Source organism: Paenibacillus sp. FSL H3-0310, assembly GCF_038002785.1.
GTDB classification, from domain to species: domain Bacteria; phylum Bacillota; class Bacilli; order Paenibacillales; family Paenibacillaceae; genus Paenibacillus_AQ; species Paenibacillus_AQ odorifer.
On sequence record NZ_JBBODC010000002.1, the window covers coordinates 351,911 to 376,880 of the forward strand.

The window sequence follows — 24,970 nt, forward strand, 5'->3', positions numbered from 1 at the left end:
CTAAGATGAAATACAGCATTACTTCACGGAAATCTCCGGGAAAGAAGGAATTGTCTTTTGAAAATAGATCGATTGCTCTCTATCGTTATCCTGCTAATGAACCGCCGCCTAATTCAGGCGAAGGAGCTAGCCGATATGTTCGAGGTATCTGTGCGCACGATTTATCGTGATATTGAAAGCATTAATGGGGCCGGAATTCCTATCGTTACCTATCAGGGAGCGAACGGTGGGATCGGGCTTATGGAAGGATACCGGCTGGACCGCAATGTTTTGACGGATCGTGAGCTGGCGGATATTTTCACGGCTCTGCAGAGCATCTCGTCTTATGGAGGAAATGAACATACTCTGCTCATGGAAAAAATCAGCAGCGTAATCCCGCCCTCCCAATCCGCCGCCTTCCGCAGCAAAACGACTCAGCTCATCATCGACTTCTCCCCATGGGGTCTTCAACGTATTCTGGAAGAAAAGCTTGCCACTCTAAAAGAAGCACTTGAGGAAAGCGTGACCGTAAACTTTGATTATGTGGATGCTGCGGGTCAGACAAGCCAGCGTTCGGTAGAGCCCTATACTTTAGTGCTAAAGGGGCAAGCATGGTACTTATATGGATTTTGTCTCAATCGTCAGGATTTCCGTCTATTTAAGCTGTTGCGCATGAAAGAGCTCGTTAAGAATACCCAAGTTTTTATTGCAAAAGATGTGGATGCAAGCGAGCTGCCTTGGAGCAACGAGTATCAGAGATCAACCGTAACAACAGCAACACCCATCGTTTTGCAGTTTAAGGCTGAAAGCAAACATCTAGCGGAAGAGCGGTTTGATTCTACCGAGCTACTGCCCGACGGTAATGGAGGTTACAAGGTTACCATCAACTATCCTGAGGATGGATGGCTGTATGGTTTCCTGCTAAGCTTCGGGATGCATGTAGAAATCTTAGAGCCACCGCATATTCGGCAAAAGCTGGGGCAGCTTGCAGCAGGCATAGCAGCAAAATATACAACCTAACAATAAACCTGACGGAATGTCGTCAGGTTTATTGTTCTATACTGAACTTAAAGCGGGCGCTCGAGAGCTTGCATACCTTTAAAGGAGTGTTAAATATGGGACATGAACATGTAGAGCAAGGAGATCTTAAAATTTGTCAAAGCTGTGGGATGCCAATGCCTACGGCGGAATTGCTTGGAACGGACCAGAATGGCAACAAGATCGAAGATTACTGCGTGTACTGCTATGAGAATGGCGCATTCAAACAGCCTAACATCACGTTGCAAGAAATGGCTGACATTTGTACAGGCTATATGGTCGAAGAAGGAATGGATGAGAATGTTGCCCGTAAACTTCTCGCGGAGCAGCTGCCACATCTGAAACGTTGGAGCGATCCTGCAGCTGTGTCTCCAGCTAACTAATAGCATCACAACAAAAGAAGCGCCCTACGGAACCATAACAGTTCGTAGGACGCTCCTTTTTCCATTCTTTGTTAACCCAGTTTTTTATTGATTGTCCTGCTGTGGCTGCACTTCTTCCGTCTTCAGGAAGTCTGGCTGCGGTGAAGTCTTTTTAATAAAGAAAGCCAATACCAAAGCAACTACAGTGATCCAGGTAGCAATGTTAAAGGCATGCGTAACCCCGCTAATTGTAGCCTCTTGCGTAAGCTTAAGCATCGCTGCTTTATCGTTTAACGAAACCGTTCCGCTCATAAGCGTATCAGTGATTGTGCTCTTCGTCTTATTGGTCATTAGACTGACGAACAACGCCATTCCCAGCGCGCCTCCGACCGTCCGCAACGTATTCGACATTGCTGTACCATGCGAGCTTAAACGCTGTGGAAGCTGGTTAAGTCCAGCCGTTACAATCGGCATCGATAACATCGACATGCCTAACATCCGAACCGTATAAGTAATAATCATATGCGTATACGTCGTACTGTCTGTAAGCTGGCTGAATTGCCAGGTCGTAATTACTGTAATAATCAGGCCTACCACAGACAGCCATCTTGCCCCGATTTTATCAAATATAATCCCCGTGATTGGAGACATAATTCCCATTAGAATGGCTCCCGGCAACAGCATAAGACCGGACTCCATTGGCGTAAAGCCACGGATCGTCTGCAAATAAATCGGCAGCAAAATCATACCCGAATATAAAGCCATCGTAATGATGATATTGATTAATGTCGTGAGTGAATACATATTGTATCTGAAAATCCGGAACTCAAGCAGTGGTGTCTCAGCCTTAAGCTCTCTCCATACGAATAAAGCCAGTGCAATCACACCCACAATGAGGCAGGTAATGACTGTTGCACTTCCCCAACCATCGGTTCCAGCATCACTGAAGCCGTACAACAATCCCCCAAAACCAATGGTAGACAGGATAACACCCGTTTTATCCAGCTTCGGAGAAGTTGTTTGCCCTACATTTTGCATTGTTTTCATACCTAGCAAGGTAGAAAGAATAGCCAGCGGAAGAACGATAAAGAACAATACGCGCCAAGAATAGTTCTGAACTACCCACCCTGACAACGTTGGACCTACAGCTGGAGCAAAAATCATGGCTACCGCCATTAGCCCCATCGCTTTTCCCCGCTCTTCAATTGGGAAGATGCGAAGAAACACAATATTCATTAACGGCATCAAAATCCCTGCGCCAACCGCCTGAATGACTCTGCCGACCATGATCATTTCAAAGCCTGTTCCGATTCCACAGACAAGTGTACCTAACGAAAAAAGTGACATCGCGGTGATGAATAGCTGGCGGGTCGTAAACTTTTCCACCAGAAACGCACTAATCGGTATCAGCACACCGTTCACGAGCATAAATCCCGTTGTTAGCCACTGTGCCGTATTCGTTGCGATTTTTAGATCGTCCATTATGCTCGGCAATGCCACATTAAGAAGTGTTTGGTTCAAAAGTGCGACAAATGCACCTATTAAGAGCGCTGCAATAATCGGTCCTCTACGTATTCCCTTAGTTGCCGCTGCAGCGTTACCTGTAATTGTACTCATAAATTCTGTTTGTCTCTCCCCTGCTCTAAGATCTGAATGATTTCGGTATGAATCCTAAGTAATTCGCCTGCATCCTCGGCAGGTATATTGGATAGTGGAAGTAAGTGTCTTCTGAGCGATTGCTTACTTCTTTCCCTGATCTCTCTGCCCTTTTCAGTAATCGCCAAGTTGTATATACGCCGATCTACCTCAGAGCGCTGTCTTGTGATCAAATCGGCTTTCACCATCCGGTCCACTACGCCGCTCGCTGCACTGTTCCCCAAATGTAATAGCTCGGCAAGATCTGTAATGCCAATATCGGGATTTGCAGATATTTTGCGGAGAACCATCAACTGTGTTGGTGTGATGTCCAGCTCTTCGGCATCCTTCCACAGCAACTGCTGAAATGCATGGCTAATCCGGCGAAAAGAGGAGAAAATATCATCTAATTGCTGCTCCTTATCTTCCAAATCTTCACCTCCAAAGAATTAATTAGTTAGACCATCTAATAGTTCGCATGCGTACTATTTTACACCTTAACTAAATTTCGGTCAATATTTTGCTGTAACTTTCTGAAAGGTAATTTTATATTGCAGGAAAAACATGAAAATCATACATAAGTGCACAAAGCATAAAAAAAGCGAACCAAGGTAGATCCTTGGCCCGCTTTTTCGTCTGAACAATGCTCAGGTTAAGCTGTATGAACTTTCAGGTAAAGTCTGCTGCTGAGGCTTATCCTGCAGTTTTAAATTAGATGGCTTAGTCTCTTCCTGGCTGCTGGCAATTGACATCATCAGCTTAATCCGATTCGCTTGGTTGACTACGCTAACTCCAGCATCATAGTCAATCGCCACGATATTTGCACCCGGATATAATTCCTTAAGACCTTTAATCATCCCACGCCCGGTGATATGGTTGGGCAGGCACGCGAACGGTTGAATACAGGCGATGTTGTTCACACCATTATCCAACAAATCCATCATTTCTGCGGTTAAAAACCAGCCCTCACCCATCTGATTCCCTACGGACACCAGTCGGCTGGCCTTCTCGGCAAGACCATAAATATTCTCCCGTCCTTTAGCCAGCCCCGCATCCTCAAGGGCAACCTTAATCGGCTTACGGTAAATTTCCAGATAAGAGATCAGCATGGGATTGATATAGCCGAGCCGTTTGCTTTTGCCGAATTGCTCAGCTTTGTAGATCGGATTATATACACAATAGAAAATGAAATCCAGGAAATCCGGCATTACCGCTTCCCCGCCCTCTGCCTCGATCATCTCTATAATGCGGTTATTGGCATCCGGATGGAATTTGATCAGGATCTCACCGACAATGCCTACTCTTGGTTTAGTAATACCTGTAACGGGCAGCTTGCAGAACTCTGCAACAATCTCACGAATCAGGCGTTTGTATTCTCGGAATGAAAAGTTGGATAAGCTTGCCTTGCAACGCTCCATCCCTTTGCGGAATAGAACTTCCGCACTTCCTGAAACAACCTCATGCGGCCTAAAGTGATTTAACATCCGCATCATAAGATCACCATAACAAGCGGCAGCTATCAACCGATTCGCCAGCTTAAGACTGATACGGAAACCCGGCTGATTCTCCATCCCTGAAGCGTTGAGTGAAATCACCGGAATTTGTTCAAGGTCTGAATCCTTTAAGGCTTTGCGCAGCAAAGAAATATAATTCGTAGCCCGGCAGCCGCCACCCGTCTGTGACATAATCACAGCAGTACGATCTGGATCGTATTCCCCACTTTTCAGCGCCGACAGAATCTGGCCAATCGTCACAATTGCCGGATAACACGCATCATTATTAACGTATCTCAGACCTTCTTCTGTCTCTTCGGGTCCGGTCGTCTCAAGTATCTTCAGGCGGTATCCGGCATCGCGAAACACCTGCTCAAACAATTCAAAATGAATAGGCGACATCTGTGGCGCAAGAATGGTATAGGTCTCTTTCATTTCCTTTGTAAATAACACATTAGCCTGCACTTTTGGCGGCTTTTGCGGCACTACCTTACCTTTTTCACGCTCACGCATTGCCGCCAGCAATGAACGAAGCCGAATGCGCGCTGCACCAAGATTGCTGATCTCATCGATTTTGATCAATGTATATACCTTGTTATGTCTTTCCATAATATCCTGTACGGCATCACAAGTGATCGCATCGATCCCACAGCCGAAGGAAGTCAATTGAACAAGCTCCAGATCCGAGCGGACTGCAGCAAGGCGGGCTGCACGGTACATCCGGGCATGGTAGGTCCACTGATTAACAACAGCCACATCCCCTTCGCTGTGGTCCAGATGGCAGACAGAATCTTCTGTCAGCACGGCGAGTCCCATCCCGGTTATCATATCCGCTATCCCGTGATTAATCTCAGGATCGGCATGATAAGGGTGCCCGCAGAGTAGGATTCCTTTGGTTCCAGTATCAGCTAGGTACACAAGGGTCTCTTCCCCTTTGGTACGCACATCACCTTTGGCGTTATCAGCCTCTGTAAGTCCCGCCTGCACCGCGGACGCAATCTCTTCTCGCGGAATGCTGGTAAATGTCTTCACCAGCCCTTTGGTCAGCGCAGAAATATCATCAAAGGTCAGGAATGGACTGACAAGCTTGATTCCATTGTCCTTTAACCCATCCATATTGTTGCGAATGACTTCGGGATAAGAGGCGACCACTGGACAATTGAAGTGATTATCCGCAGCTTCATCTTCTTTTTTCTCATACACCACCGCTGGATAAAAAATAAAATCGACACCTTTACCGATCAGGCTTTGCACATGTCCATGGGCCATTTTCGCAGGATAACATATCGATTCTGAAGGAATCGTATCCATGCCGCTTTCGAAGAGCTTCTTGCTTGATTTAGGGGAGAGAATCACCCGATAGCCCAGTTTGGTGAAAAAAGTGTGCCAGAACGGGTAATTCTCAAACATATTCATGGTACGCGGAATCCCGACGGTCCCCCGCCATGCCCCTGTTTCCGGTAAACTCTCGTACTCAAAAAACCGTTCATATTTATACTGCATCAGATTCGGCAGGACATTTTTCTCTTTTTTGACTCCTGCGCCGCGTTCGCAGCGATTGCCGGTCACATAAAAGCTCTTATCCGGAAAACGACTGATCGTCAGCGCACAGTTATTCCCACAGCGGCCACAGCGGCCTGAGGAGACCTCATATTTAAAGCTGGCAAGCTCCTCTGGTCCAAGCAGCGTACTGGATCCGTTAACCCCTGCTTGCTCACGCGCAATCAGTGCACAGCCGTAAGCTCCCATTACGCCAGCTATATCCGGTCTAACCACCGTCCGCCCCGTCAAGGACTCAAAGGCGCGCAATACAGCTTCATTATAGAAGGTACCGCCCTGAACGATGATATTTCGCCCTAAATCCTCCGGATTGCGGATTTTAATTACCTTTTGCAGAGCATTCTTGATCACAGAGTAGGCAAGACCCGCCGATAAATCCGCTAATGATGCGCCCTCCTTCTGAACCTGCTTGACCTTAGAGTTCATGAACACCGTGCAGCGCGAGCCCAAATTAACAGGCTGAGTCGCTCCGAGTGCAGTTTTGGCAAATTCCTCGATCCCAAGTCCGAGGGCAGAGGCAAAGCTCTCCAGAAAAGAGCCACAACCGGCTGAACAAGCTTCATTGAGCATAAGGCTGTCGATAGCACCGCCACGGATTTTGATGCACTTCATGTCCTGACCACCGATATCCAGTATGAAATCTACTTCTGGCATGAACTTGGAAGCTGCCTTATAGTGTGCAACAGTCTCTACTTCTCCTCCATCCGTCCGCAGAGCGGCCTTGATTAACCCTTCACCGTACCCTGTCACATATGAGCCTGCAATATGGCAGCCTTCAGGCAGAACCCGGTAGATCTCCTTCAGTGCATCGCTGACCGAATGCAGCGGGTTGCCTTTGTTGCTGCCATAAAAGGTATAGAGAATTTCGTCAGCCGAACCGGTTAACACGAGTTTAGTTGTGGTTGAGCCGGCATCAATTCCTAGATAACAGGGTCCACGATATAAGGCTAAATCTGATCTCGCTGCAGAGGCTTTGCCGTGACGAAGCCGAAATTCTGCAAGCTCAGCGGCATTCTCAAAAAGCGGAGGCAATTCAGCATCCGCAGCTCGATCCGCAGTAAAATCAACCGCCGCAATTCGCGTGATCCAGCTTGAAAGTGGCAATACGACTGGATCAGCTTCGGAGAGCGCAGCTCCAATCGCCACGAAATACTGTGAGCGTTCCGGGAACAGGATATCCTCCTCCGCCAGCTCCAGCGTTTCCGCAAAACGCTGCCGCAAGGCAGGCAGGAAGGTCAGCGGGCCGCCAAGAAAAGCCACCCGTCCTCGAATCGGACGTCCACAAGCAAGACCGCTAATCGTCTGATTAACGATACTCTGAAAGATCGAAGCCGCCACATCCTCCCGGCGTGCTCCTTCATTAAGCAGCGGCTGTACATCGCTTTTGGCAAATACACCACAGCGTGAAGCTATGGGATAGATTCGCTCATGCTTCTCCGCCAAAACATTTAAGCCTGCCGGATCGGTCTGCAGCAGCGCTGCCATCTGATCGATGAACGCTCCCGTTCCGCCCGCGCAGGCTGTATTCATACGCTGCTCAATGCCGCCCCGAAGATATATTATCTTAGCGTCCTCTCCACCCAGTTCAATCGCCGTGTCACATTCCGGAATCAGCGCACTGATCGCCTTCGTGCAGGCTATCACCTCCTGAATAAAGGGAACTCCACCTAATTTGGATAAAGACAACCCCGAGGAACCGCTTACAGTAAGCCTAGCTCCCCTCTCTGGGAATCTGTCGCGTACATCAGACAGAAGAGAGAGGGCCGCTTTTTTAATATCGCTATAATGTCTTATATAGTCTTGATAAACAATGATGTCCCGCTCTATGACAACTAATTTAGCAGTAGTTGATCCGATATCAAGCCCAATATGCAGCATTATCACTCCACCACCTCTTCTTGCTCCAAATTTGAAGCAATTATGAGGAAACTATATCATGACAACACCTTATATAAGCTGTTAAAAATGTAATAGACATCTATAAAAAGTAATTAGTAAAATTTATGATTCGCTTATCCCTGCTATCGTGTTTGCGACATGCCCTTTTACCCGTACCTTCCGCCATTCTTCCACTAATATCCCCTGCTCATCAATCAGAAAAGTAGATCGCACAATTCCCATAAATTCTTTGCCGTAAAGTTTCTTGAGCTGCCATACGCCGAACATTTCACTTACCCTATGATCCTCATCAGACAACAGTGGAAAGGGCAAACTATGCTTCTCTGTAAATTTAGCGTGTGATGCCAAAGAGTCCGGACTAATGCCCAGAACAACCGCACCCACCGCCGTGATTTGATCAAAAGCATCACGAAATTCGCAGGCCTCCTGCGTGCAGGCTGGTGTCATATTTTTAGGGTAAAAATATAAGATGACCTTTCGGCCCAAGAAATCACTCAAACTAACCTCATGCCCATTGGAAGAGGGAAGGGTGAAATTGGGTACTTTTTGTCCAATAGCTACTTCGATCAAGATATATCCACTCCTTCTTAAGATTGGGTAATTATTCCTAAATTGCACGTATCCCCAAAAGAAATTATAATGTAGTCAACGTGAATGCGAAAGGAAGAACGAGAAATGCCACCTAGAAAGAAAAGGCACGCAAAGACTGGTAAGTCAAAAAAGAAACCGCTGCTTTGGACGCTGGCCATTATACTCCTCCTTATTATCGGTGGGGCCATTTTCTACATTACAACCATTTACAATGAGCTTGGTAGCATGTCGAATACTGAAGATTCACCTTTTCAAAATGCAGAGACCGTTGATGTCGATACCCCTGAGCCTCCTAAGTGGGAAGGTACAGAGCCTGTTAATATCCTATTAATGGGTGTAGATGCCCGAGGTGTGAAGAAAGGGGAAATCCCCCGTTCAGATACAATGCTCGTCGCTTCTCTTGACCCTGTGAAGAAGAAAATCAGTGTATTTTCAATACTGAGAGATACGTACGTTCCGATTCCAGATCATGGCGAGAAACGTATTAATACAGCGATTATTTATGGACCTAATACTGCGATGCAGACCGTCAGCGATCTGCTCGGTATCCCAATTCAATATTATGTCTACACGGACTTCCAAGGATTCATCAAGCTGGTTGATGCCGTTGGGGGTGTGGATTATGAAGTCGAAAAAGATATGGTCTACAAAACCGTTGCAGACGGTCCGGAATATGATATTGATCTAAAAAAAGGATATCAGCATCTTGACGGCAACATGGCGCTACAATATGTTCGCTTTCGGCATGACGCTACCTCCGATTTCACTCGAACCGAGCGCCAACGCGGTTTTCTCAAGGCTGTGGCTGATAAGTTGATCAGCACCACCTCCATTGTCAAGCTGCCAAATATCCTGTCGCAGGTTACGCCTTATATTGAAACCAATATGTCAGTTAATGATATGTGGAAGCTGGCAAGCGTAGGGTATAATAGCAGTATGGGTGGCAGTGAGCAAATTCCGCCAATGGATCTGCTCACTGAGGAGACTACAAGTGACGGATCACAGGTTATCGGAATTCGTAGCGAAAAGAAGCTAAAAGAATTTATACAGGATACCATAAATGGTCCTGAGCCAACACCAACCCCTACATCGGAGAACACCTCCAATAGCAGTTCTGCCGGGACCCATTAAGGGCCTGACAAGCAAAGTTCACATGTACACAAAGCTGTGACTTGGTATAATACGGGCGGACAACGGAAAACACCGTTGTTCGCCCGTTCCCTTGAGCACCAACAATCGAAAGGATGATCACATTATGAATCGTTCCACATCTGAACAACTTTATCACGAAGCCCTCCAGCATATCGTTGGAGGTGTAAATAGCCCTTCCCGCTCCTTCAAAGCCGTTGGCGGCGGAGCACCTGTATTTATGAAACGCGCCAGTGGATCTCACTTCTGGGATGAAGACGGCAATGAATATATCGATTATCTCCAAGCCTATGGACCGATCATTACCGGCCATGCCCACCCTCATATTACCAAAGCAATTACTACAGCAGCAGAAAATGGTGTTCTTTACGGAACCCCAACCCAGCTCGAAATTAAACTTGCTAAAATGCTAAAAGAAGCCATTCCATCTATGGATAAAGTACGTTTCGTCAATTCCGGAACCGAAGCGGTTATGACAACGATTCGTGTAGCCCGTGCCTATACAAAACGCAGCAAAATCGTAAAATTCGCTGGCTGTTACCACGGCCACTCTGATCTGGTGCTTGTAGCAGCAGGATCCGGACCTTCTACACTTGGCATTCCAGACAGTGCCGGTGTTCCAAGCAGTATCGCCCAGGAGGTAATCACCGTTCCCTTTAATGATCTGGACAGCCTGAAAGAGGCGCTGGAGAAATGGGGCGAAGATGTCGCAGCTGTTATGGTTGAACCGATTGTGGGGAATTTCGGCATGGTGATGCCTAAGCCTGGTTTCCTCGAAGGACTTTGCAAGCTGGCTCACGATAATGGCTCCCTTGTTATTTATGACGAAGTCATTACTGCCTTCCGCTTCCATTATGGTTCTACACAAACCTATGCGGGGCTGGATAATCATGAGGACATTACTCCTGACCTTACTGCACTTGGCAAAATCATCGGTGGCGGCCTGCCTATCGGCGCTTACGGCGGCCGCAAGCATGTTATGGAACAGGTAGCTCCACTTGGACCGGCATATCAAGCCGGCACAATGGCGGGCAATCCTGCGTCTATCTCTGCAGGGATTGCTTGTTTAGAGGTTCTGAGTGCAGAGGGTGTATACGAAGAAATGGATCGGCTTGCAATCCGCCTCGCCGATGGACTTAAAGCATCTGCAGACCGTCATGGCATTCCACTGACAATCAACCGCATCCGTGGTTCGTTCTCCACTCATTTCTGTAATCATCCGGTTACGAATTATGACGAGGCTCAGGATACAGACGGCGAATTGTTCGCCAGCTTCTTCCGGCATATGCTGAACCGTGGCATTAACCTTGCCCCTTCGAAATACGAAGCTTGGTTCCTGACCACAGCACATACTGATGCAGATATTGATGCTACACTTATCGCAGCTGAAGAATCCTTCCGCGCTATGGCGGCTGAGAAATAAGATTGTTTTGAAACGGCAGTGCTTCATAAGCTAAAAAAAGCTGAATAGATTAAGGAGCTGTCCCAGTCCCATAAACCGCAAATGTTAAAAGAGCAGCGATTCTCCTATATTGGAGGATCGCTGCTCTGCATTTTTACTCATCCACGGCCTGCCTCTGTAGCTTGTGGCAAGCTTAAGCCAGCTTATCTCAAGCGTCAATTTCTCTAGGCTACGTAACAGGTATCGCCAGACATTCCCGGAGTTTAGTACAAGGGTTAGGGAGCTTGAATAGATAATCAGGGAAATCCTCCCTATAATTTAGCTAATTTAGTGGAAAACAAGGAACTTACCCCGTTTTTTAGGGAGAAAATCCCTAATTCTGTTCATTTACAGAGAATATAGGTTATTTTCAGGGAGTTTTTCCCTAATGGCTCTGTAGCTCACACCGCAAAAAGCTCAAATACACACCGTATATAGTTCTAGGGGTTAAAGAAAGAATCGTTTTGTAAGAGTGTGAGCGATAGTGACCACCTTTATCTATGGATTTCATCCGCTAACAGCGTTTGGAAGTCCAAATATTCTACTGCTCTCATGTAAAATCCACCTGCTTGTCCAACGTAATCTCAGTCATTAACGGTCTTAACATTTGCTCGCTCCCAGGTACCAGTGAAAACTCTACACCCTCCAGATGCTCCGGCAGCGTGGGGGCGACCAAGAATTGCATTTGTGTATGCGCTCCACCTCCATGACCACCATGCGGCTGCACTTCATATTCATTCTCACCCGCCACTTCAAGCGTTAAAGCCGTTCGAAGATGAATATGTCCTACAGCTTCTTTTAAATATTTGATTTCCACAGTAACTATGCTGAAGGCTTCATACTGCATAGCATGCGTAAGTATATACTCGCATTCTTCAACGACCGTCCGCTTCACAATCGGAAGCACTCCCAGCAATAAACCAGGCTCTTCCCAATATTGTCTTCTGGGTACAGTTTCATTCATAAGATGCAAATGCTGCACAATCTGAGTAGTGTTCATCTCGAATCTAGTTACCCATTCCTCAAGTAGCTTACTATCAGGGGATAATCGTTTCTTGCCTGTTATAGCTTTACGTTCATGAATCAGGCTCAAAATCTGCTCATCAATCTTTTTAACCTCATCATTGTATTCGTTGGCGAATCCTCTAATTGGCATTCTGCTCCAGTTCATTTAAGGTCCTCCTCTTATTACTAATTTAAATCCATTAATTGTAAGGGTACATCCTTTCGATTGATTTAAAATATTTGAAATATCATAATCTTGCCGATAGGTAAAAAAAAAAAAAGCGACCATCAGCTTTACGCTGTAAGGTCGCCCGCTTTTTAATTCAGAGTTACTCTCCTACTCATATAAGTTCCGGATCTCCACGCCCTGAGGCAGCTTAAACGGATTCTCCTTGTTAATTCGGTCATAGAACATAATCCCATCGAGATGGTCTATTTCATGCTGGATGATGATAGCTTGGTAGCCTTTAAATTTAAGGACAACCTCCTTGCCCTCCAGATCATAACCCTTCACCTTCACGGTTTCATACCGAGGTACAAAGCCATGCACGGGACGATCAACGGACAGACAGCCCTCGCTTTCTGGTAAGTACACCATAGACAAGGAGTGGCTTATGATCTTAGGGTTAACCCAAGCATGCTCTACAGCCCGCCCTCTCTCGTCTGTAAGATACATCGCGAACATACGCTTCTCCAGTCCGATTTGATTCGCCGACAGACCTACGCCAGAGCGCAGCTTATATTCTTCGGAAATCTCCGGGTCCTGACTGTTCTTCAGAAATTGAAGCATACATTGCAAAGCCTCACGATCTTCCGCGTGTAATGGAAGCTCCACTGGTTGTGCTACGGTACGAAGTACGGGATGACCCTCCCGCACTATATCATCCATGGTGATGATATATTCAGCATTATATTTTGAACTAGACAATATTCCATCCACCTTTTCCTTACGGGCTTAATTTAATTTCTTATGATGTATAGTATGCAGCTTTATGGATTTATGAAAGCAGTTCGCAGTTTGCTGCTGTAATTAACATCGAATCCAAGTCCTGTCGCCAAAGCGGCAAGGGGTAAGTAGGTTTTGTCCTCCTTGCCTACCTTTTGCAGAAAAGCTGGAGTATCAATAGCCACGTTCTCTCCATTCACCTTAATAAATTTCGAGCCAATGGTGATCACAACGGTTCTTCCACCATACACGATGGTAGCGCTGGAGGTTTTGTTATCCCACTTCCCGCTTGCGCCCACGGCATTTAGAATATCTTTTAGCGCCAAAAAGTTCTGCCCATTTTTAAGGATAGGCTTATTGGGTGTATTCAACTCCACGCCCTTCACTACAATCGCCATCGGTACCGATGCAGTAGCCATTGTAGCTACAGTAGGAACGCGATACTCTCCCCATTGTAACTCCGCAAAGACCTTAGCAATAGTCTCGTATCCAAGCTGCGTCGGGTGAAAATCAGTTTGCCCTGCTCCAATAATATGTGTCAGCGAGCCTTCTACCCCGGCAAACTTAGCCGCAACATGAGCTACAAGCACCTTCGCTCCCTCTTGGTTCACGCTTGCAGCTACACTATCCGCTGCTTCCGTAAATTTGCCCGCTGCCGTCATTAATCTGTTGTACATTTGACCAAGCGCAACCTTAGGGGCAGGCTGATATTGATCGGCCAGTATAATCGTCGTTTGCGGACTTACCGCACGAATATTCTCCAGCACTGCCTTCACATTTGTTTGATAATCCGCTAGCCGCTGGTCCAGCTGTGTTTGGAAATCTGCATCCGTCAGCTCCTTGAACTGCAAGAACAGACTGCTTACATCATTCCCACCAATCGTAATGGTAATCAGATCAGCTTCCTTAAGCTCTGCTGCGATCTGCGGAGTTAGCTTCACGAACTGCTCTATTCGTGGATCTGGGAGACCTGCCTGAACTCCTTCAACAGTAATCACTGAACCATCCTTGATCGCTCCTGTGTAATTACGTAATCCGGCCGTAGTCAGCCCTAGAATACCATAATTAGTAAGTGCACTTCTGCCATGATACCAGCCCTGCTCAAGCAATCTCTCCGCATAGCCGTATGGCTTAGTATTCACGTCCGTCATTCCTGGCTCGTAGCCAGCAGTAATGGAATCACCTAGAGCTACGATGCGAAAGACATCTTGCCCAGAGTCTTGTATTGCAGTCGTGTCAGCCGCATTTGCCGTGCCTGCTCCTACGCTAATCAGCGCAGATAACAAAAGCAGGCTGCTTATGCCAGCTGCCCAAATTTTTTTCCAATTGCCTAGCATCGTATCCCTCCCAAATTGTTCTAATTCCATTCTACCATCCCAGGATAGCAACGCAAAAGAGCGGCCTCCTATATTCAGGAAACCGCCCTCGCAAATCACTGGCTATTATTGTCTGAATCTTCATCTGACTCTAACTTCTGCCCTGCACGCTCCAGATATTTATCATAACGGTCATCCAGCTCATATCCAATCTTACGATAACGTAATGTTTCTTCCACAATAGGATCGAGCGTAGTCTGAATACGAATTTCATATTTAGGTGAGATTTCCCGGATTTCCTTAGCCGTACGATCGCCTTGTTCCATCTCACCATCTACCAACATTTCGCTCAGCTTGCGTTCCAAATCATCCTTCTCACTCATGCTGTATCGTCCTCCCTAAAGCTTATATCCTGTTGCTTCAGCATTCTTCAGTGACGAAACCAAATATTCGTGAATGTGGCCATTACTTGCTACTACATGGCGTGTACCAATATCATATGAACGTCCTAGGGTATCCGTAATCTTGCCTCCTGATTCAAGTACAAGCAGTACTCCTGCTGCACAGTCCCAAGGGCTTAAGCCCACTTCCCAATAGCCATCTACACGGCCTGCCGCCACATAAGCTAAATGTAGAGCAGCCGCGCCTCCGGCACGAATACCACGAATCTGCGGAAGAATACTTTGCAGTCCGGCCATATTCACAGGTTGTGCAAACTCACGATCCGGCGGAAAGCCCATAGCAATCAGGCTGTCCCCAAAATCAGTCTCCGTAGAGACCGAGGTAGGGACACCGTGCATGTAAGCTCCCTTTCCTTTTTCAGCGACGAACATTTCATCACGAGTCGGATCATAAATAACGCCTACAGTTAGTTCACCGCGAATCACCAATGCTATGGAGACACAGTAAAAAGGAAATCCGTGTACGAAATTAGTCGTACCATCTACAGGATCTACAATCCACAAATATTCATGCTCACGAGCTTCTTCCAATGCAGCGGTAGCCGCTGCTGCTCCCGGGGAAACCCCTTCTTCCCCGAGAATGGCATGGTCGGGAAAATGTGTCAGGATCAGCCTGCGAATCATTTGCTCAACGCCTTTATCAACTTCCGTAACCAGATCTTGTGCTGAAGTTTTTGTATTCAGCTCCTTCACGAGACCCTGTCTGCTCTTTATCCATTCTCCTGCTTTGGCAGCCGCATTAATGGCCACCGCCGTATGTCCCTTGCTTGTTACTACATAGGGTTCACGTTCATTCTTACCCTCTGGATTTAAAGGACTCATATCTTCACTCCACTTTCTTGAACATAATCGCCAATGGCTTTAATTCTAAAGCAATCCTATTCACAATACCGTGCAATACGTCAAAACGTTCCCCAAGTTCCCAAAGTTCCGCCAAAAGAGGACCCAATTCTCACCTGCGAGCATAAATGCCCCAGGTCCATATAAAGACGATAAGCGATTAAAGTTTCATTCAACGTACCCTATTTCAAGTTACATATCAAGTCATGATAGGACCCGTATTCGGGACCTATCTCCTTATTTTCATTGTTTAAGGTTCAATATTCACGCTTGCCCCATTTAATAAGGAAATTCCGTTACCGGCCTCAGCCAGCTCCTTCATAGCCTCCATCAATCCAAATAACGCGCCATCTTTTAGTTTCGCCTCAATCATAACATCGACAGCAGGCGTATCTGCGGCAATACGTTTCAGAAAAGCCAGCAAAGGCGCAGGTTCCACGCCATCCGCATGGCTGCGCGGATCAGACGGGCTGCGCGGACTGGATACATGAATCTTAGGCGGCAAAAGCTCTCCAGAAGGAACGTCCTTCTGTGCTAGCTCGCTTCGCCATGTCTGCAAAATGTCAGGCCACAGCTCCCAAGGGAGCTCTCCTTCATTATTCACCCATTGGTGGTGAATATCCAGCACCATCGGTAATCCTACGCTCTGACTGACTGCCAGTGTCTCCGGAGCTGTAAATGTCTTATCGTCATTCTCCAGCGTTATACGCTCCTGCAGCGCTGCCGGCAGCGCGCGGAAATGCTCCTCGAATCGCTTCGCCGCTACAGGCTTGTCCCCATAAGCTCCGCCAATATGGATATTGTTCTTCGCCATGGCAGGAAGCCCCATAGCAACCAGCATGTCCACATGGTACTGCAAATCCCGTACGGAGTTTATCAGCACCTCCGGACGGGGTGTACTAAGTACTGTAAAGTGATCTGGATGAAAAGAAACACGCAGCCCGTGCTTTTTCACATATTGGCCCACTTCCGCAAATTCCTCGGCGAGCGCCGCAAACGGATTCCAGTCCTGCAAATCCGGATGCGTCGCCAGAGGAATGATTTTGGAAGTGAGGCGGTACACCATGATGTCCGAAGCCACATTATGCTTCATCAACCGCAGCGTATTATGCAGATTCATTCTAGCGATGTTCTCCAAACGCCGAAGTGCCGCTTCACGGTCATCCAGCTTCTTAAAAGAGGCCATCGTCATTGTCTTAGATGGGGAGCAGTCTTTGATAACGGTGGACATCGCTACATATCCGAAGCGGACAATCATCCCTGTGCTCCAAAAAACATTTCCTCAGCCAAAGCCGTCTGCACTCTGGACTCTTCTTCATTCAGCTTTCGCACAAGCTCCATCTCGACCGCGGTAACCTCATGCCCTTGAAAATTAATCTCTGCAATCGAGGCTGAAATTTTGACAATGGCTACAGCTACGTTCTCAGGGGTGTAAGCAATAACCTTTTGGCCCGTCGGATACACACGAAAGCCTTGTTTCACCATTTTGGTGCGCCCATATTCCAGCAGCTCGTACAGCTCTTGTTCACTCTTGAATTTGCAGACGGAGTTGAATTCTGTTTGAAAACCCATGTTTCTTCTCTCCTTCCAGTCGGGATATTCCCGCTATAGCTTCTATTACTCGTTGTCGTACTTAAGACCTTGTTTAAAATTATAGCGCTCCAAGGCTAACTCAATCATTCGGTCTAACAGAGCTCTATAAGATACACCCGTCTCACGCCACAATAGCGGATACATGCTGTAAGGAGTGAAACCAGGCATCGTGTTCACTTCGTTAATTAGAATTTTACCATCTGATTTTCGCAAGAAGAAGTCTGCCCGGGTAATTCCACTGCCCTCAATCGCTCGAAAAGCAACTATCGCGGACTCCCGCAAACGATCGGCCACTTCAGAATCCACTGGTGCAGGAATCATCATTTGCGATTTGCCGTCCGTATATTTGGCTGCGTAATCATAATATTCACCAGAAGAAACGATTTCACCCGGAACAGAGGCTTCTGGTTCATCATTTCCAAGCACGCCAACCTCTACCTCACGCGCATCCACAAACTCCTCAATAATAACTTTGGTATCATAGCGGAAAGCAAAATCAATGGCTTTTACAAGACTATCCTTATCGGCAGCCTTAGAAATACCTACACTTGAGCCTAGATTGGCAGGCTTCACGAATACCGGATACCCCAGTTTATCCTCTACACCAACAATCAACTCATGACGTTTTCTTTTCCAAGCGCTGATGTTGAAATAACAAAACTCGCATTGATCCAGACCGGCATCAGCGAACAGCTTCTTCATGACCACCTTATCCATACCTGCCGAAGAGGCAAGAACACCAGCACCGATGTAAGGAATATTCGCCATTTCGAACAACCCTTGAATCGTTCCGTCCTCACCATACGTGCCGTGCAGCAGCGGGAACATTACGTCCACTGTTTGGTCAGCACCGGATAATCCACTAAATACCACGTTCAGGGCTGTGCCCATATCTTCGGTCGCTTCTGCAAGCTTGAGCTGCTCCACTTGGCTGTAAGGCGCTGATAACTTCTCTCCAACCTTCCACAATCCCTGTTTTGAAATGTAAAAAGGTATAATCTCATATTTATCATAATCAAATGAGTTCATCACGGCAAAAGCCGTCTGTAGCGATACCTCATGTTCTCCTGATTTGCCCCCGTACACCAGCCCTACGGTTAGTTTTGCGTTCCCCATTCCCTTAACCTCTTTCTGTACTATAAGTAGTCGTTAATATGAAAAAAACGGTATTTCGTTTGATCAGTCCATGCGTAGGAATCACGATAATCCCAATACCGATGACGGCTGCTAACGGTACGTGCATTCACAAGCGGCATGCCTCCTGCATCAAAAGCTGTGACGATTGTGCTGTGCTGATACTGCCCGTTGCCATCCCAGTCATATTGAATGATATCGCCCAGCATCAATTGCTCCGGCCGCTCCATGACTTCCGCACGCAAGCCACTGCTCCGACTTCCGCTCAAATAGCGTTGCAGACTGTCTGATACAGCCCAGCTATAGCTCCACCATTCTTGTTTGCCTTGGTAACCTTTGTACCACCAGCCCGTTTCTCTTTTACCAGTATAGTTGATAGGTGCTCCCCCTGCAAAGAGACATTGGGAGACATAATTTGTGCAATCCACCTCGAAGGTTTCGAACTCCGGATTGCCGTCTTTCCACCAGCGGCCGGCATACGCCACAGCTTCTTCACGGTTATAACGAACCTCTCTTGAACCCGCAATTTCTCCGAGAACATTCCGGTTAAGCAGGGGCTGTGATGGCAGCGGTGCCGGCAAAGCCTCTCCCCATTTGGATAGTCTGCCCGATAGCTCTACCTCTGCCCGATGAACCGTATTTCTTTCAGGGACACTTCGTTCCACACCAGCAATCTCCCAGCCCCCACCGTCCCTTACAAAGGTCAGCCGCTCCAGCTCGATAATATCCTCGCGGTGGTTAACGCCGCCTTTTTCATAATAAAGCGCACTATGCAGTGTAACCTCTGCTACTACCTCGGTCGGAGTCTGCCGGACGGTCCGCAAAGTCTTAACCCCTGTCTCTCCGCGCAAAGGAGTTATCCCACGTTCTTTATACCACTCCGCAAGACGTCTTGAACGCTCCCCTTGTTCTACCAGAAAACGCGGATCTTTAACGGATACGGAAACGGTATGCGATGATGACTTAGGCTCCACCCTGGCCTTATTTACTTGATCAACATATACATAAAGACTTTGCTTCCACTGTTGTTCCATTATACTCGCGCCCCTTCTTTCCCTTTTAACTGCTGTTCTATGTATATGAAAGGAAACAGGCCGCTATACAGATCGGTTGAATAGTTAAGGATGTTTCAGGCAAAAACTCTAACCCCAAGTCCGACATCTCAATCCAACATCGACAATGAGGACCCTATCACCTAATGACTGAGGAAGAGAAATTCAGCGTGTATTTCGCCTAATAATTAAGTAAAACCAAGGATTCCGGTGAATTCTTTCGAATTATCTCCTTTAAATGGCTCTTTTTGAGGTAAAAAGAATATCCCGAAACGATACAATATAACAATGGAAGGGTAGCTTGGCATTTTCTCAGGCATAATTCGGGCTTTAGATGTAGGAAAAAAAACTTTACTCCCCACTTTGTAACCGTTATAATTAAGCTAGAAGCAATTTGAAATTGGGTTTCATTAGACGAAACAAGGAGGCGCATATATGCCAAGCAAGGATCATTTTTCATTGGCTCGGACCCTAGAATCAGGCGGCAAATCTTATCGCTATTATGATCTGAAGTCCCTTGAGGAACAAGGATTGGGCTCTATTTCTTCCCTGCCTTTTTCGATCAAAGTCCTACTAGAGGCTGCTGTACGTCAGTTTGACGGACGGGCAATTACTGAAGAACATGTGAAACAACTGGCCGATTGGTCAGGTGACATTGACCGTAATAAAGAAATTCCATTTATCCCTGCTCGTATCGTGCTTCAGGATTTCACCGGAGTTCCGGTAGTCGTGGATCTCGCAGCTATGCGTGATACTGTAAAAAAAGCCGGAGGAGATCCTAAACAGATCAATCCGCTTGTCCCGGTTGACCTTGTAATTGACCACTCTGTCATGGTTGATGCTTTCGGTACAGCAGACGCCTTGGAATACAATATGAACGTTGAGTTCGAACGCAACGAGGAGCGTTACCGTTTCCTTCGTTGGGCACAGACAGCTTTTAACAACTTCCGTGCAGTTCCACCAGCAACAGGTATCGTGCACCAGGTAAATCTAGAGTATTTAGCTTCCGTTGCCACTACTAAAACTATCGATGGTGAAACTGTCGTTTATCCAGATTCCCTTGTAGGAACGGATTCCCATACCACGATGATCAATGGTCTGGGTGTTGTGGGCTGGGGTGTAGGCGGTATTGAGGCTGAAGCAGGAATGCTTGGACAACCGCTCTATTTTGTTACACCTGATGTAGTGGGCTTCAAGCTTACAGGCAGCCTTATCGAAGGAGCTACAGCAACGGATTTGGCACTGACAGTAACTGAAATGTTGCGTAAAAAGGGCGTAGTCGGCAAATTCGTCGAATTCTACGGACCTGGCCTTGCTAACATCAGTCTGGCTGACCGGGCAACTGTTGCCAACATGGCGCCAGAATACGGAGCAACTATCGGTTTCTTCCCTGTAGATGACGAGACACTCGCTTATCTTCGCAGTACGGGTCGTCCGGATGATTTGGTGGCGTTGGTTGAATCTTATTACAAAGCACAAGGGATGTTCCGTACCTCGGATACGCCAGACCCTGAGTTCAGCGATGTGATTGAGCTTGACTTAGCTTCTGTCGTTCCTAGCTTGGCTGGACCAAAACGTCCGCAAGACCGGATCGAACTTACGCATATGAAGGAAAATTTCGAAGGCATTATCCGTACACCTGTAGACAAAGGCGGTTATGGTCTCAGCGATGAGAAAATCGCTCAAGTCGTAGAAGTACAGCACAAAAACGATACTACTAGCAAGCTCAGCACAGGTGCAGTCGTAATCGCAGCTATTACTAGCTGTACGAATACTTCCAACCCAAGCGTTATGCTTGGAGCAGGTCTTTTGGCGAAAAAAGCTGTGGAACGTGGTCTGACCAAACCAGCTTACGTTAAGAGCAGCTTGACTCCAGGATCCTTGGTGGTTACTGAATACCTGCAAAAAGCAGACTTGCTGAAACCACTCGAAGCACTGGGCTTCTACTTGGCTGGTTATGGCTGTGCCACTTGTATCGGTAACTCCGGTCCATTGCCTGAAGAAGTTAGTCAAGCCATTACTGACAATGACATGACCGTAGCCGCAGTCATCTCCGGTAACCGGAACTTTGAAGGCCGCGTACATGCTCAGGTAAAAGCAAACTACTTGGCTTCACCGCCGCTCGTAGTTGCTTACGCACTGGCTGGTACAGTAAATATCGATTTGCAAACTGAGCCACTTGGATTTGATCCGCAAGGTGAGCCAGTATTCCTGAAAGATATCTGGCCAACCACTGCTGAAATTCGTGAAGCCATTGGTCTCTCCCTTAGTCCGGAGATGTTCCGTAGCAAATACGAAAATGTATTCACCGCTAATGAACGTTGGAATTCGATTCCTGTTCCGCAAGGCGAGCTGTATGAGTGGGATGATAATTCCACGTACATCCAGAATCCGCCATTCTTCGAACATCTGGCAGACGGTCTAGGAGACATTAAGGATATCAAAGATGCACGCGTTCTAGCGCTGCTTGCTGATTCCGTGACAACCGACCATATCTCACCAGCGGGTAATATCTCTACCTCTGGTCCTGCTGGCGAATATTTGCGCGATCATGGTGTAGAACGTGCAGACTTCAACTCCTACGGCTCACGCCGCGGAAACCACGAAGTCATGATGCGCGGTACGTTCGCTAACATTCGGATTCGTAACGCAGTAGCTCCTGGTACAGAAGGCGGCGTTACTACCTTCTTGCCAAGCGACGAGGTTATGTCCATCTATGATGCTTCCATGCTCTATCAGGATGCTGGACAAAATCTGATTGTCATCGCTGGTAAGGAGTACGGTACAGGAAGCTCACGTGACTGGGCGGCTAAGGGTACGCTTCTACTTGGCGTTAAAGCAGTTATCGCTGAGAGTTTTGAGCGGATTCACCGCAGCAATCTGGTCGGTATGGGTGTACTCCCTCTTCAATTCCAAGAAGGCCACGGCTGGAGCAGCTTGGGACTGACCGGACGCGAGACCTTCAACATTACTGGTCTCGATAACAACGTGGCACCAAGTCAAGAGCTAACTGTCACGGCTACCCGTGAAGACGGCACACAATTCGATTTCCCTGTCATTGCACGACTCGACAGTACAGTCGATATTGATTACTATCGCAACGGCGGTATCCTGCAGACTGTTCTTCGCCAGATGCTGGCAGATGCTACAGACTCTTCCGCGGTGTCGGTAGAATAGATTTAAAGTAACTTAAAAAGGGACTGTTTCACGGCCATGAGTGGCTGTGAGCAGTCCCTTTTTTATGGAGTCGTTCCAGCAGCCAATTTGTGGCGGGTGGGGTGCCACTGTCTGTTGTCTTTGGGATCTTCACCATTGCTGCGTGAGGCTCAGGGGACATTTAGGATTCCGCGCGCCTCAGGGGACGCCTAGGATTCCATGCTATCGGACTCAGATGACTCTATTCGCTCGATTATCCGACTTTTGGCGCGGGGTCGGACTCCATAGTCGCTATTGGCATGAAAAACATACTAAAGGTTCCCGTTTTGGTCGAATAGCTGCACTGGGGTCCGAAACTACGCCAAACTGGCTGTAAATTCGCAAATAGCGTCCCCTGAGTCCGCACGTCTCAGGGGACGCTTAGAATTCGGCGCTATCGGACCCAGATGACCCTATACGCTCGATTATCCAACTTTTGGCGTGCGATCGGACTCCATAGTCGCTATTGGCATAAAAAACATACTAAAGATTCCCGTTTTGGTCGAATAGCTGCATTGGAGTCCGAAACTACGCCAAACTGGCTGTCTATTCGCAAATAGCGTCCCCTGAGTCCGCACGTCTCAGGGGACACTTAGGATTCCGCGCTATCGGACTCAGATGACCCTATACGCTCTATTATCCGACTTATGGCGTGCGATCGGACTCCATAGTCGCTATTGACATGAAAAACACGCTACAGGAGCCCATTTTTGCCGAATAGCTGCACTGGGGTCCGAAACTCTGCCAAAAAGGCTTTAAATGGGCAAATAGCGTCTTCTGAGTCCGGAAGCCTCAGGGAATATCTAATTATCAACCCGAGATTACTTGTGTACGAGTTATGAGATACTTGGGTTCGTGGGTTCGTGGGTTCGTGGGTTCGTGGGTTCGTGGGTTCGTGGGTTCGTGAGTTCATTAACTCGTGGGTTCGTGGGTTCGTTGGCTCGTTGGCTTGTAGGTTCGCGGTGGATTCTCTACCCTCCCGCCCCTCCGTCCCTCTGCCTATCTAGACCCGGGGTTCAAACGCTCGAGCCTCAGCATTACGAGTTACTGAGGCTTCCAAAGAAACGTATATTCACTGAAGCTCACCAAACCAACGCAAGGTAGGGGAGCCGTTAGCCATTAGCTAGCCATTAGCTAGCCGTCAGTTAGCTGTTGATTACCCATCAGTTACCCATCAATTATCCATCACTCACTCATCAGTCACCCATCAGTCACCCATCAGTCACCCATCAGTCACCCATCAGTCACTCATCAGTCAGCCAGCAATTATCCATCAGTTACCCATCGTTTCCTGCCACTTACCCACAATAGGCTAGTCCCTCCCCAAAACAGCAAAGCAGCGATCCTCCAGTAACGGAGAGATCGCTGCTTCGCTGTTTAACAAGGTATGTCTCAGCCAGCGAATTAAGGAATCATCATGCCCATTTCACTAGCCGCTTCCTTCAGTACCGCGGCATATTCCACTAGCGTATCTCGGGATAGGCGACTAACTGGGCCGGACAGTGATAACGCCGCAATCACATTTCCACTGCGGCCCGTAACAGGCACCGCCACCGCGGCCGCGCCGGGCTCGCGTTCCTCGAAACTAGTGGCATATCCGAGCCGGATAATGTCATTAAGCTGCTCTTGATAGACATCCTTCTCAACGTAGTCCGGCCATCCCGAACTCTCCAGCAATTCTTTCAGCACCTCTGGAGGAGCATAGGCTGCCAGCACTTTACTTGATGCGCCCACAGATAAAGGCAATCTCGCACCGATCTGCGCCACTCGCCGGATGGCCTGCTGGCTCTGAACCGCCTGAATCCGCACACGTTCTATGCCGTCGCGTAAGTATAAACTAACGGTCTCCCCTAACCGATCCCGCAGTCGTTCCATTGACGGCAATAATACCGCGGCCGACTCATCAAAAGCAGGCAAATGCGTAGACAATTCCCAAATTCGTATACCCAAACTATATTTCTCAGTGGCCGGATTACGAATGAGGAAGCCCTTTTCCTCCAAGGTTGCCAGCAGCCGATGGACGGTACTTTTATGTAAATCAATCTTTGAAGCGATCTCCGTCAACCCTAAATCTCTGTCCTGCGTAAAACAAAGCAATATATCAAGCGCACGTTCTACCGCACGCACTGTAAGCTTTCGGTCCTCCATGACAATCTCCCCCTCGTGTTTCATCAAATGAAACTCGGTTACATTATAACTAACTCTATCTTAGTGCAAAACTCTATGGAAAGTCCAGTATATTCACTCCGCCGGAGTTGTGCCAAAAATGTGCCGGAAAAGG

Annotated in this window: 19 protein-coding genes; 5 read left to right on the forward strand and 14 right to left on the reverse strand. The window is 47.5% G+C overall.

All coding sequences use genetic code 11. The features are described 5' to 3' along the window. Positions 1 to 57: 57 nt before the first annotated feature. Positions 58 to 999, forward strand: coding sequence for a helix-turn-helix transcriptional regulator (locus MHH63_RS21020; protein WP_076303427.1), 942 nt, complete (start codon positions 58 to 60; stop codon positions 997 to 999). Between the two features lie 95 nt (positions 1,000 to 1,094). Continuing rightward, positions 1,095 to 1,400 carry a zinc ribbon domain-containing protein gene (locus MHH63_RS21025; protein ID WP_052096752.1) on the forward strand — a complete coding sequence of 102 codons (306 nt, stop codon included), beginning with the start codon at positions 1,095 to 1,097 and terminating at the stop codon, positions 1,398 to 1,400. Positions 1,401 to 1,484: 84 nt separating this feature from the next. Here the strand turns inward: MHH63_RS21025 and MHH63_RS21030 are convergent, their stop codons facing one another. The 4 genes from MHH63_RS21030 to bcp all read right to left on the reverse strand — a co-directional run bounded on the left by MHH63_RS21030 (position 1,485) and on the right by bcp (position 8,536). Next, positions 1,485 to 2,996, reverse strand: a complete 1,512-nt coding sequence (locus tag MHH63_RS21030) for a DHA2 family efflux MFS transporter permease subunit (RefSeq protein ID WP_076106051.1) — start codon at positions 2,994 to 2,996, stop codon at positions 1,485 to 1,487. Then, complete coding sequence (locus MHH63_RS21035) at positions 2,993 to 3,445, reverse strand: MarR family winged helix-turn-helix transcriptional regulator (RefSeq protein WP_076130529.1); 453 nt, start codon at positions 3,443 to 3,445, stop codon at positions 2,993 to 2,995. Before MHH63_RS21035 ends, MHH63_RS21030 begins: the two co-directional genes overlap by 4 nt. Positions 3,446 to 3,661: 216 nt before the next feature. Then, on the reverse strand, positions 3,662 to 7,945 hold the full coding sequence (locus MHH63_RS21040; protein WP_341172079.1) for an acyl-CoA dehydratase activase-related protein: 4,284 nt from the start codon (positions 7,943 to 7,945) through the stop codon (positions 3,662 to 3,664). 123 nt (positions 7,946 to 8,068) lie between these two features. Continuing rightward, the gene (bcp, locus tag MHH63_RS21045) at positions 8,069 to 8,536 is read right to left on the reverse strand and encodes a thioredoxin-dependent thiol peroxidase (RefSeq protein WP_076130528.1); all 468 of its coding nucleotides are present in this window, start codon (positions 8,534 to 8,536) and stop codon (positions 8,069 to 8,071) included. A gap of 105 nt (positions 8,537 to 8,641) precedes the next feature. Here bcp and MHH63_RS21050 point away from each other — a divergent pair, with 105 nt between their 5' ends. Further along, positions 8,642 to 9,688 carry an LCP family protein gene (locus MHH63_RS21050; protein ID WP_076282484.1) on the forward strand — a complete coding sequence of 349 codons (1,047 nt, stop codon included), beginning with the start codon at positions 8,642 to 8,644 and terminating at the stop codon, positions 9,686 to 9,688. A 124-nt stretch (positions 9,689 to 9,812) separates the two neighbouring features. Beyond that, positions 9,813 to 11,129: a glutamate-1-semialdehyde 2,1-aminomutase gene (locus tag MHH63_RS21055; protein ID WP_076307388.1), complete on the forward strand. Its 1,317-nt coding sequence runs from the start codon at positions 9,813 to 9,815 to the stop codon at positions 11,127 to 11,129. 568 nt (positions 11,130 to 11,697) lie between these two features. Here MHH63_RS21055 and MHH63_RS21060 read toward each other — a convergent pair. From MHH63_RS21060 to MHH63_RS21100, 9 genes are all read right to left on the reverse strand, one after another. Beyond that, complete coding sequence (locus tag MHH63_RS21060; RefSeq protein WP_341172080.1) at positions 11,698 to 12,318, reverse strand: hypothetical protein; 621 nt, start codon at positions 12,316 to 12,318, stop codon at positions 11,698 to 11,700. A gap of 171 nt (positions 12,319 to 12,489) precedes the next feature. After that, positions 12,490 to 13,041 carry a peptide deformylase gene (gene def, locus MHH63_RS21065; RefSeq protein ID WP_076186335.1) on the reverse strand — a complete coding sequence of 184 codons (552 nt, stop codon included), beginning with the start codon at positions 13,039 to 13,041 and terminating at the stop codon, positions 12,490 to 12,492. A gap of 101 nt (positions 13,042 to 13,142) precedes the next feature. Then, the gene (locus MHH63_RS21070) at positions 13,143 to 14,435 is read right to left on the reverse strand and encodes a stalk domain-containing protein (RefSeq protein WP_341172081.1); all 1,293 of its coding nucleotides are present in this window, start codon (positions 14,433 to 14,435) and stop codon (positions 13,143 to 13,145) included. Positions 14,436 to 14,530: 95 nt separating this feature from the next. Beyond that, positions 14,531 to 14,797: a hypothetical protein gene (locus tag MHH63_RS21075; RefSeq protein ID WP_076130524.1), complete on the reverse strand. Its 267-nt coding sequence runs from the start codon at positions 14,795 to 14,797 to the stop codon at positions 14,531 to 14,533. A gap of 15 nt (positions 14,798 to 14,812) precedes the next feature. After that, on the reverse strand, positions 14,813 to 15,697 hold the full coding sequence (locus MHH63_RS21080) for an inositol monophosphatase family protein (protein WP_036679857.1): 885 nt from the start codon (positions 15,695 to 15,697) through the stop codon (positions 14,813 to 14,815). Between the two features lie 268 nt (positions 15,698 to 15,965). Then, a complete protein-coding gene (gene uvsE / locus MHH63_RS21085) occupies positions 15,966 to 16,973 on the reverse strand; it encodes a UV DNA damage repair endonuclease UvsE (protein ID WP_036679855.1) in 1,008 nt (335 codons plus the stop codon). Beyond that, the gene (locus tag MHH63_RS21090; RefSeq protein ID WP_036679853.1) at positions 16,970 to 17,287 is read right to left on the reverse strand and encodes a hypothetical protein; all 318 of its coding nucleotides are present in this window, start codon (positions 17,285 to 17,287) and stop codon (positions 16,970 to 16,972) included. Before MHH63_RS21090 ends, uvsE begins: the two co-directional genes overlap by 4 nt. Positions 17,288 to 17,332: 45 nt before the next feature. Continuing rightward, positions 17,333 to 18,424 (reverse strand): D-alanine--D-alanine ligase, encoded by a 1,092-nt coding sequence (locus tag MHH63_RS21095; protein ID WP_076130522.1) that lies wholly within the window; start codon positions 18,422 to 18,424, stop codon positions 17,333 to 17,335. Positions 18,425 to 18,444: 20 nt separating this feature from the next. Beyond that, positions 18,445 to 19,476 (reverse strand): amidase domain-containing protein, encoded by a 1,032-nt coding sequence (locus MHH63_RS21100; protein WP_081383524.1) that lies wholly within the window; start codon positions 19,474 to 19,476, stop codon positions 18,445 to 18,447. A gap of 453 nt (positions 19,477 to 19,929) precedes the next feature. Here MHH63_RS21100 and acnA point away from each other — a divergent pair, with 453 nt between their 5' ends. Continuing rightward, positions 19,930 to 22,671, forward strand: coding sequence for an aconitate hydratase AcnA (acnA, locus tag MHH63_RS21105; RefSeq protein ID WP_038568617.1), 2,742 nt, complete (start codon positions 19,930 to 19,932; stop codon positions 22,669 to 22,671). Positions 22,672 to 24,093: 1,422 nt separating this feature from the next. Here acnA and MHH63_RS21110 read toward each other — a convergent pair. After that, entirely contained in the window at positions 24,094 to 24,837 is a 744-nt protein-coding gene (locus MHH63_RS21110) for an IclR family transcriptional regulator (protein WP_036676839.1), read from the reverse strand. Between the last annotated feature and the right edge of the window lie 133 nt (positions 24,838 to 24,970).

What these genes read in the sequence shown, in the direction of transcription:
- MHH63_RS21090 (WP_036679853.1), bottom strand. Translation starts at nt 17,287, where the DNA reads ATGGGTTTTCAAACAGAATTCAACTCCGTCTGCAAATTCAAGAGTGAA.
- acnA (WP_038568617.1), top strand. Translation starts at nt 19,930, where the DNA reads ATGCCAAGCAAGGATCATTTTTCATTGGCTCGGACCCTAGAATCAGGC.
- MHH63_RS21030 (WP_076106051.1), bottom strand. Translation starts at nt 2,996, where the DNA reads ATGAGTACAATTACAGGTAACGCTGCAGCGGCAACTAAGGGAATACGT.
- MHH63_RS21025 (WP_052096752.1), top strand. Translation starts at nt 1,095, where the DNA reads ATGGGACATGAACATGTAGAGCAAGGAGATCTTAAAATTTGTCAAAGC.
- MHH63_RS21040 (WP_341172079.1), bottom strand. Translation starts at nt 7,945, where the DNA reads ATGCTGCATATTGGGCTTGATATCGGATCAACTACTGCTAAATTAGTT.
- MHH63_RS21080 (WP_036679857.1), bottom strand. Translation starts at nt 15,697, where the DNA reads ATGAGTCCTTTAAATCCAGAGGGTAAGAATGAACGTGAACCCTATGTA.
- uvsE (WP_036679855.1), bottom strand. Translation starts at nt 16,973, where the DNA reads ATGATTGTCCGCTTCGGATATGTAGCGATGTCCACCGTTATCAAAGAC.
- MHH63_RS21100 (WP_081383524.1), bottom strand. Translation starts at nt 19,476, where the DNA reads ATGGAACAACAGTGGAAGCAAAGTCTTTATGTATATGTTGATCAAGTA.
- def (WP_076186335.1), bottom strand. Translation starts at nt 13,041, where the DNA reads ATGGATGATATAGTGCGGGAGGGTCATCCCGTACTTCGTACCGTAGCA.
- MHH63_RS21070 (WP_341172081.1), bottom strand. Translation starts at nt 14,435, where the DNA reads ATGCTAGGCAATTGGAAAAAAATTTGGGCAGCTGGCATAAGCAGCCTG.
- MHH63_RS21055 (WP_076307388.1), top strand. Translation starts at nt 9,813, where the DNA reads ATGAATCGTTCCACATCTGAACAACTTTATCACGAAGCCCTCCAGCAT.
- MHH63_RS21110 (WP_036676839.1), bottom strand. Translation starts at nt 24,837, where the DNA reads ATGGAGGACCGAAAGCTTACAGTGCGTGCGGTAGAACGTGCGCTTGAT.
- MHH63_RS21050 (WP_076282484.1), top strand. Translation starts at nt 8,642, where the DNA reads ATGCCACCTAGAAAGAAAAGGCACGCAAAGACTGGTAAGTCAAAAAAG.
- MHH63_RS21075 (WP_076130524.1), bottom strand. Translation starts at nt 14,797, where the DNA reads ATGAGTGAGAAGGATGATTTGGAACGCAAGCTGAGCGAAATGTTGGTA.
- MHH63_RS21095 (WP_076130522.1), bottom strand. Translation starts at nt 18,424, where the DNA reads ATGGGGAACGCAAAACTAACCGTAGGGCTGGTGTACGGGGGCAAATCA.
- MHH63_RS21060 (WP_341172080.1), bottom strand. Translation starts at nt 12,318, where the DNA reads ATGAACTGGAGCAGAATGCCAATTAGAGGATTCGCCAACGAATACAAT.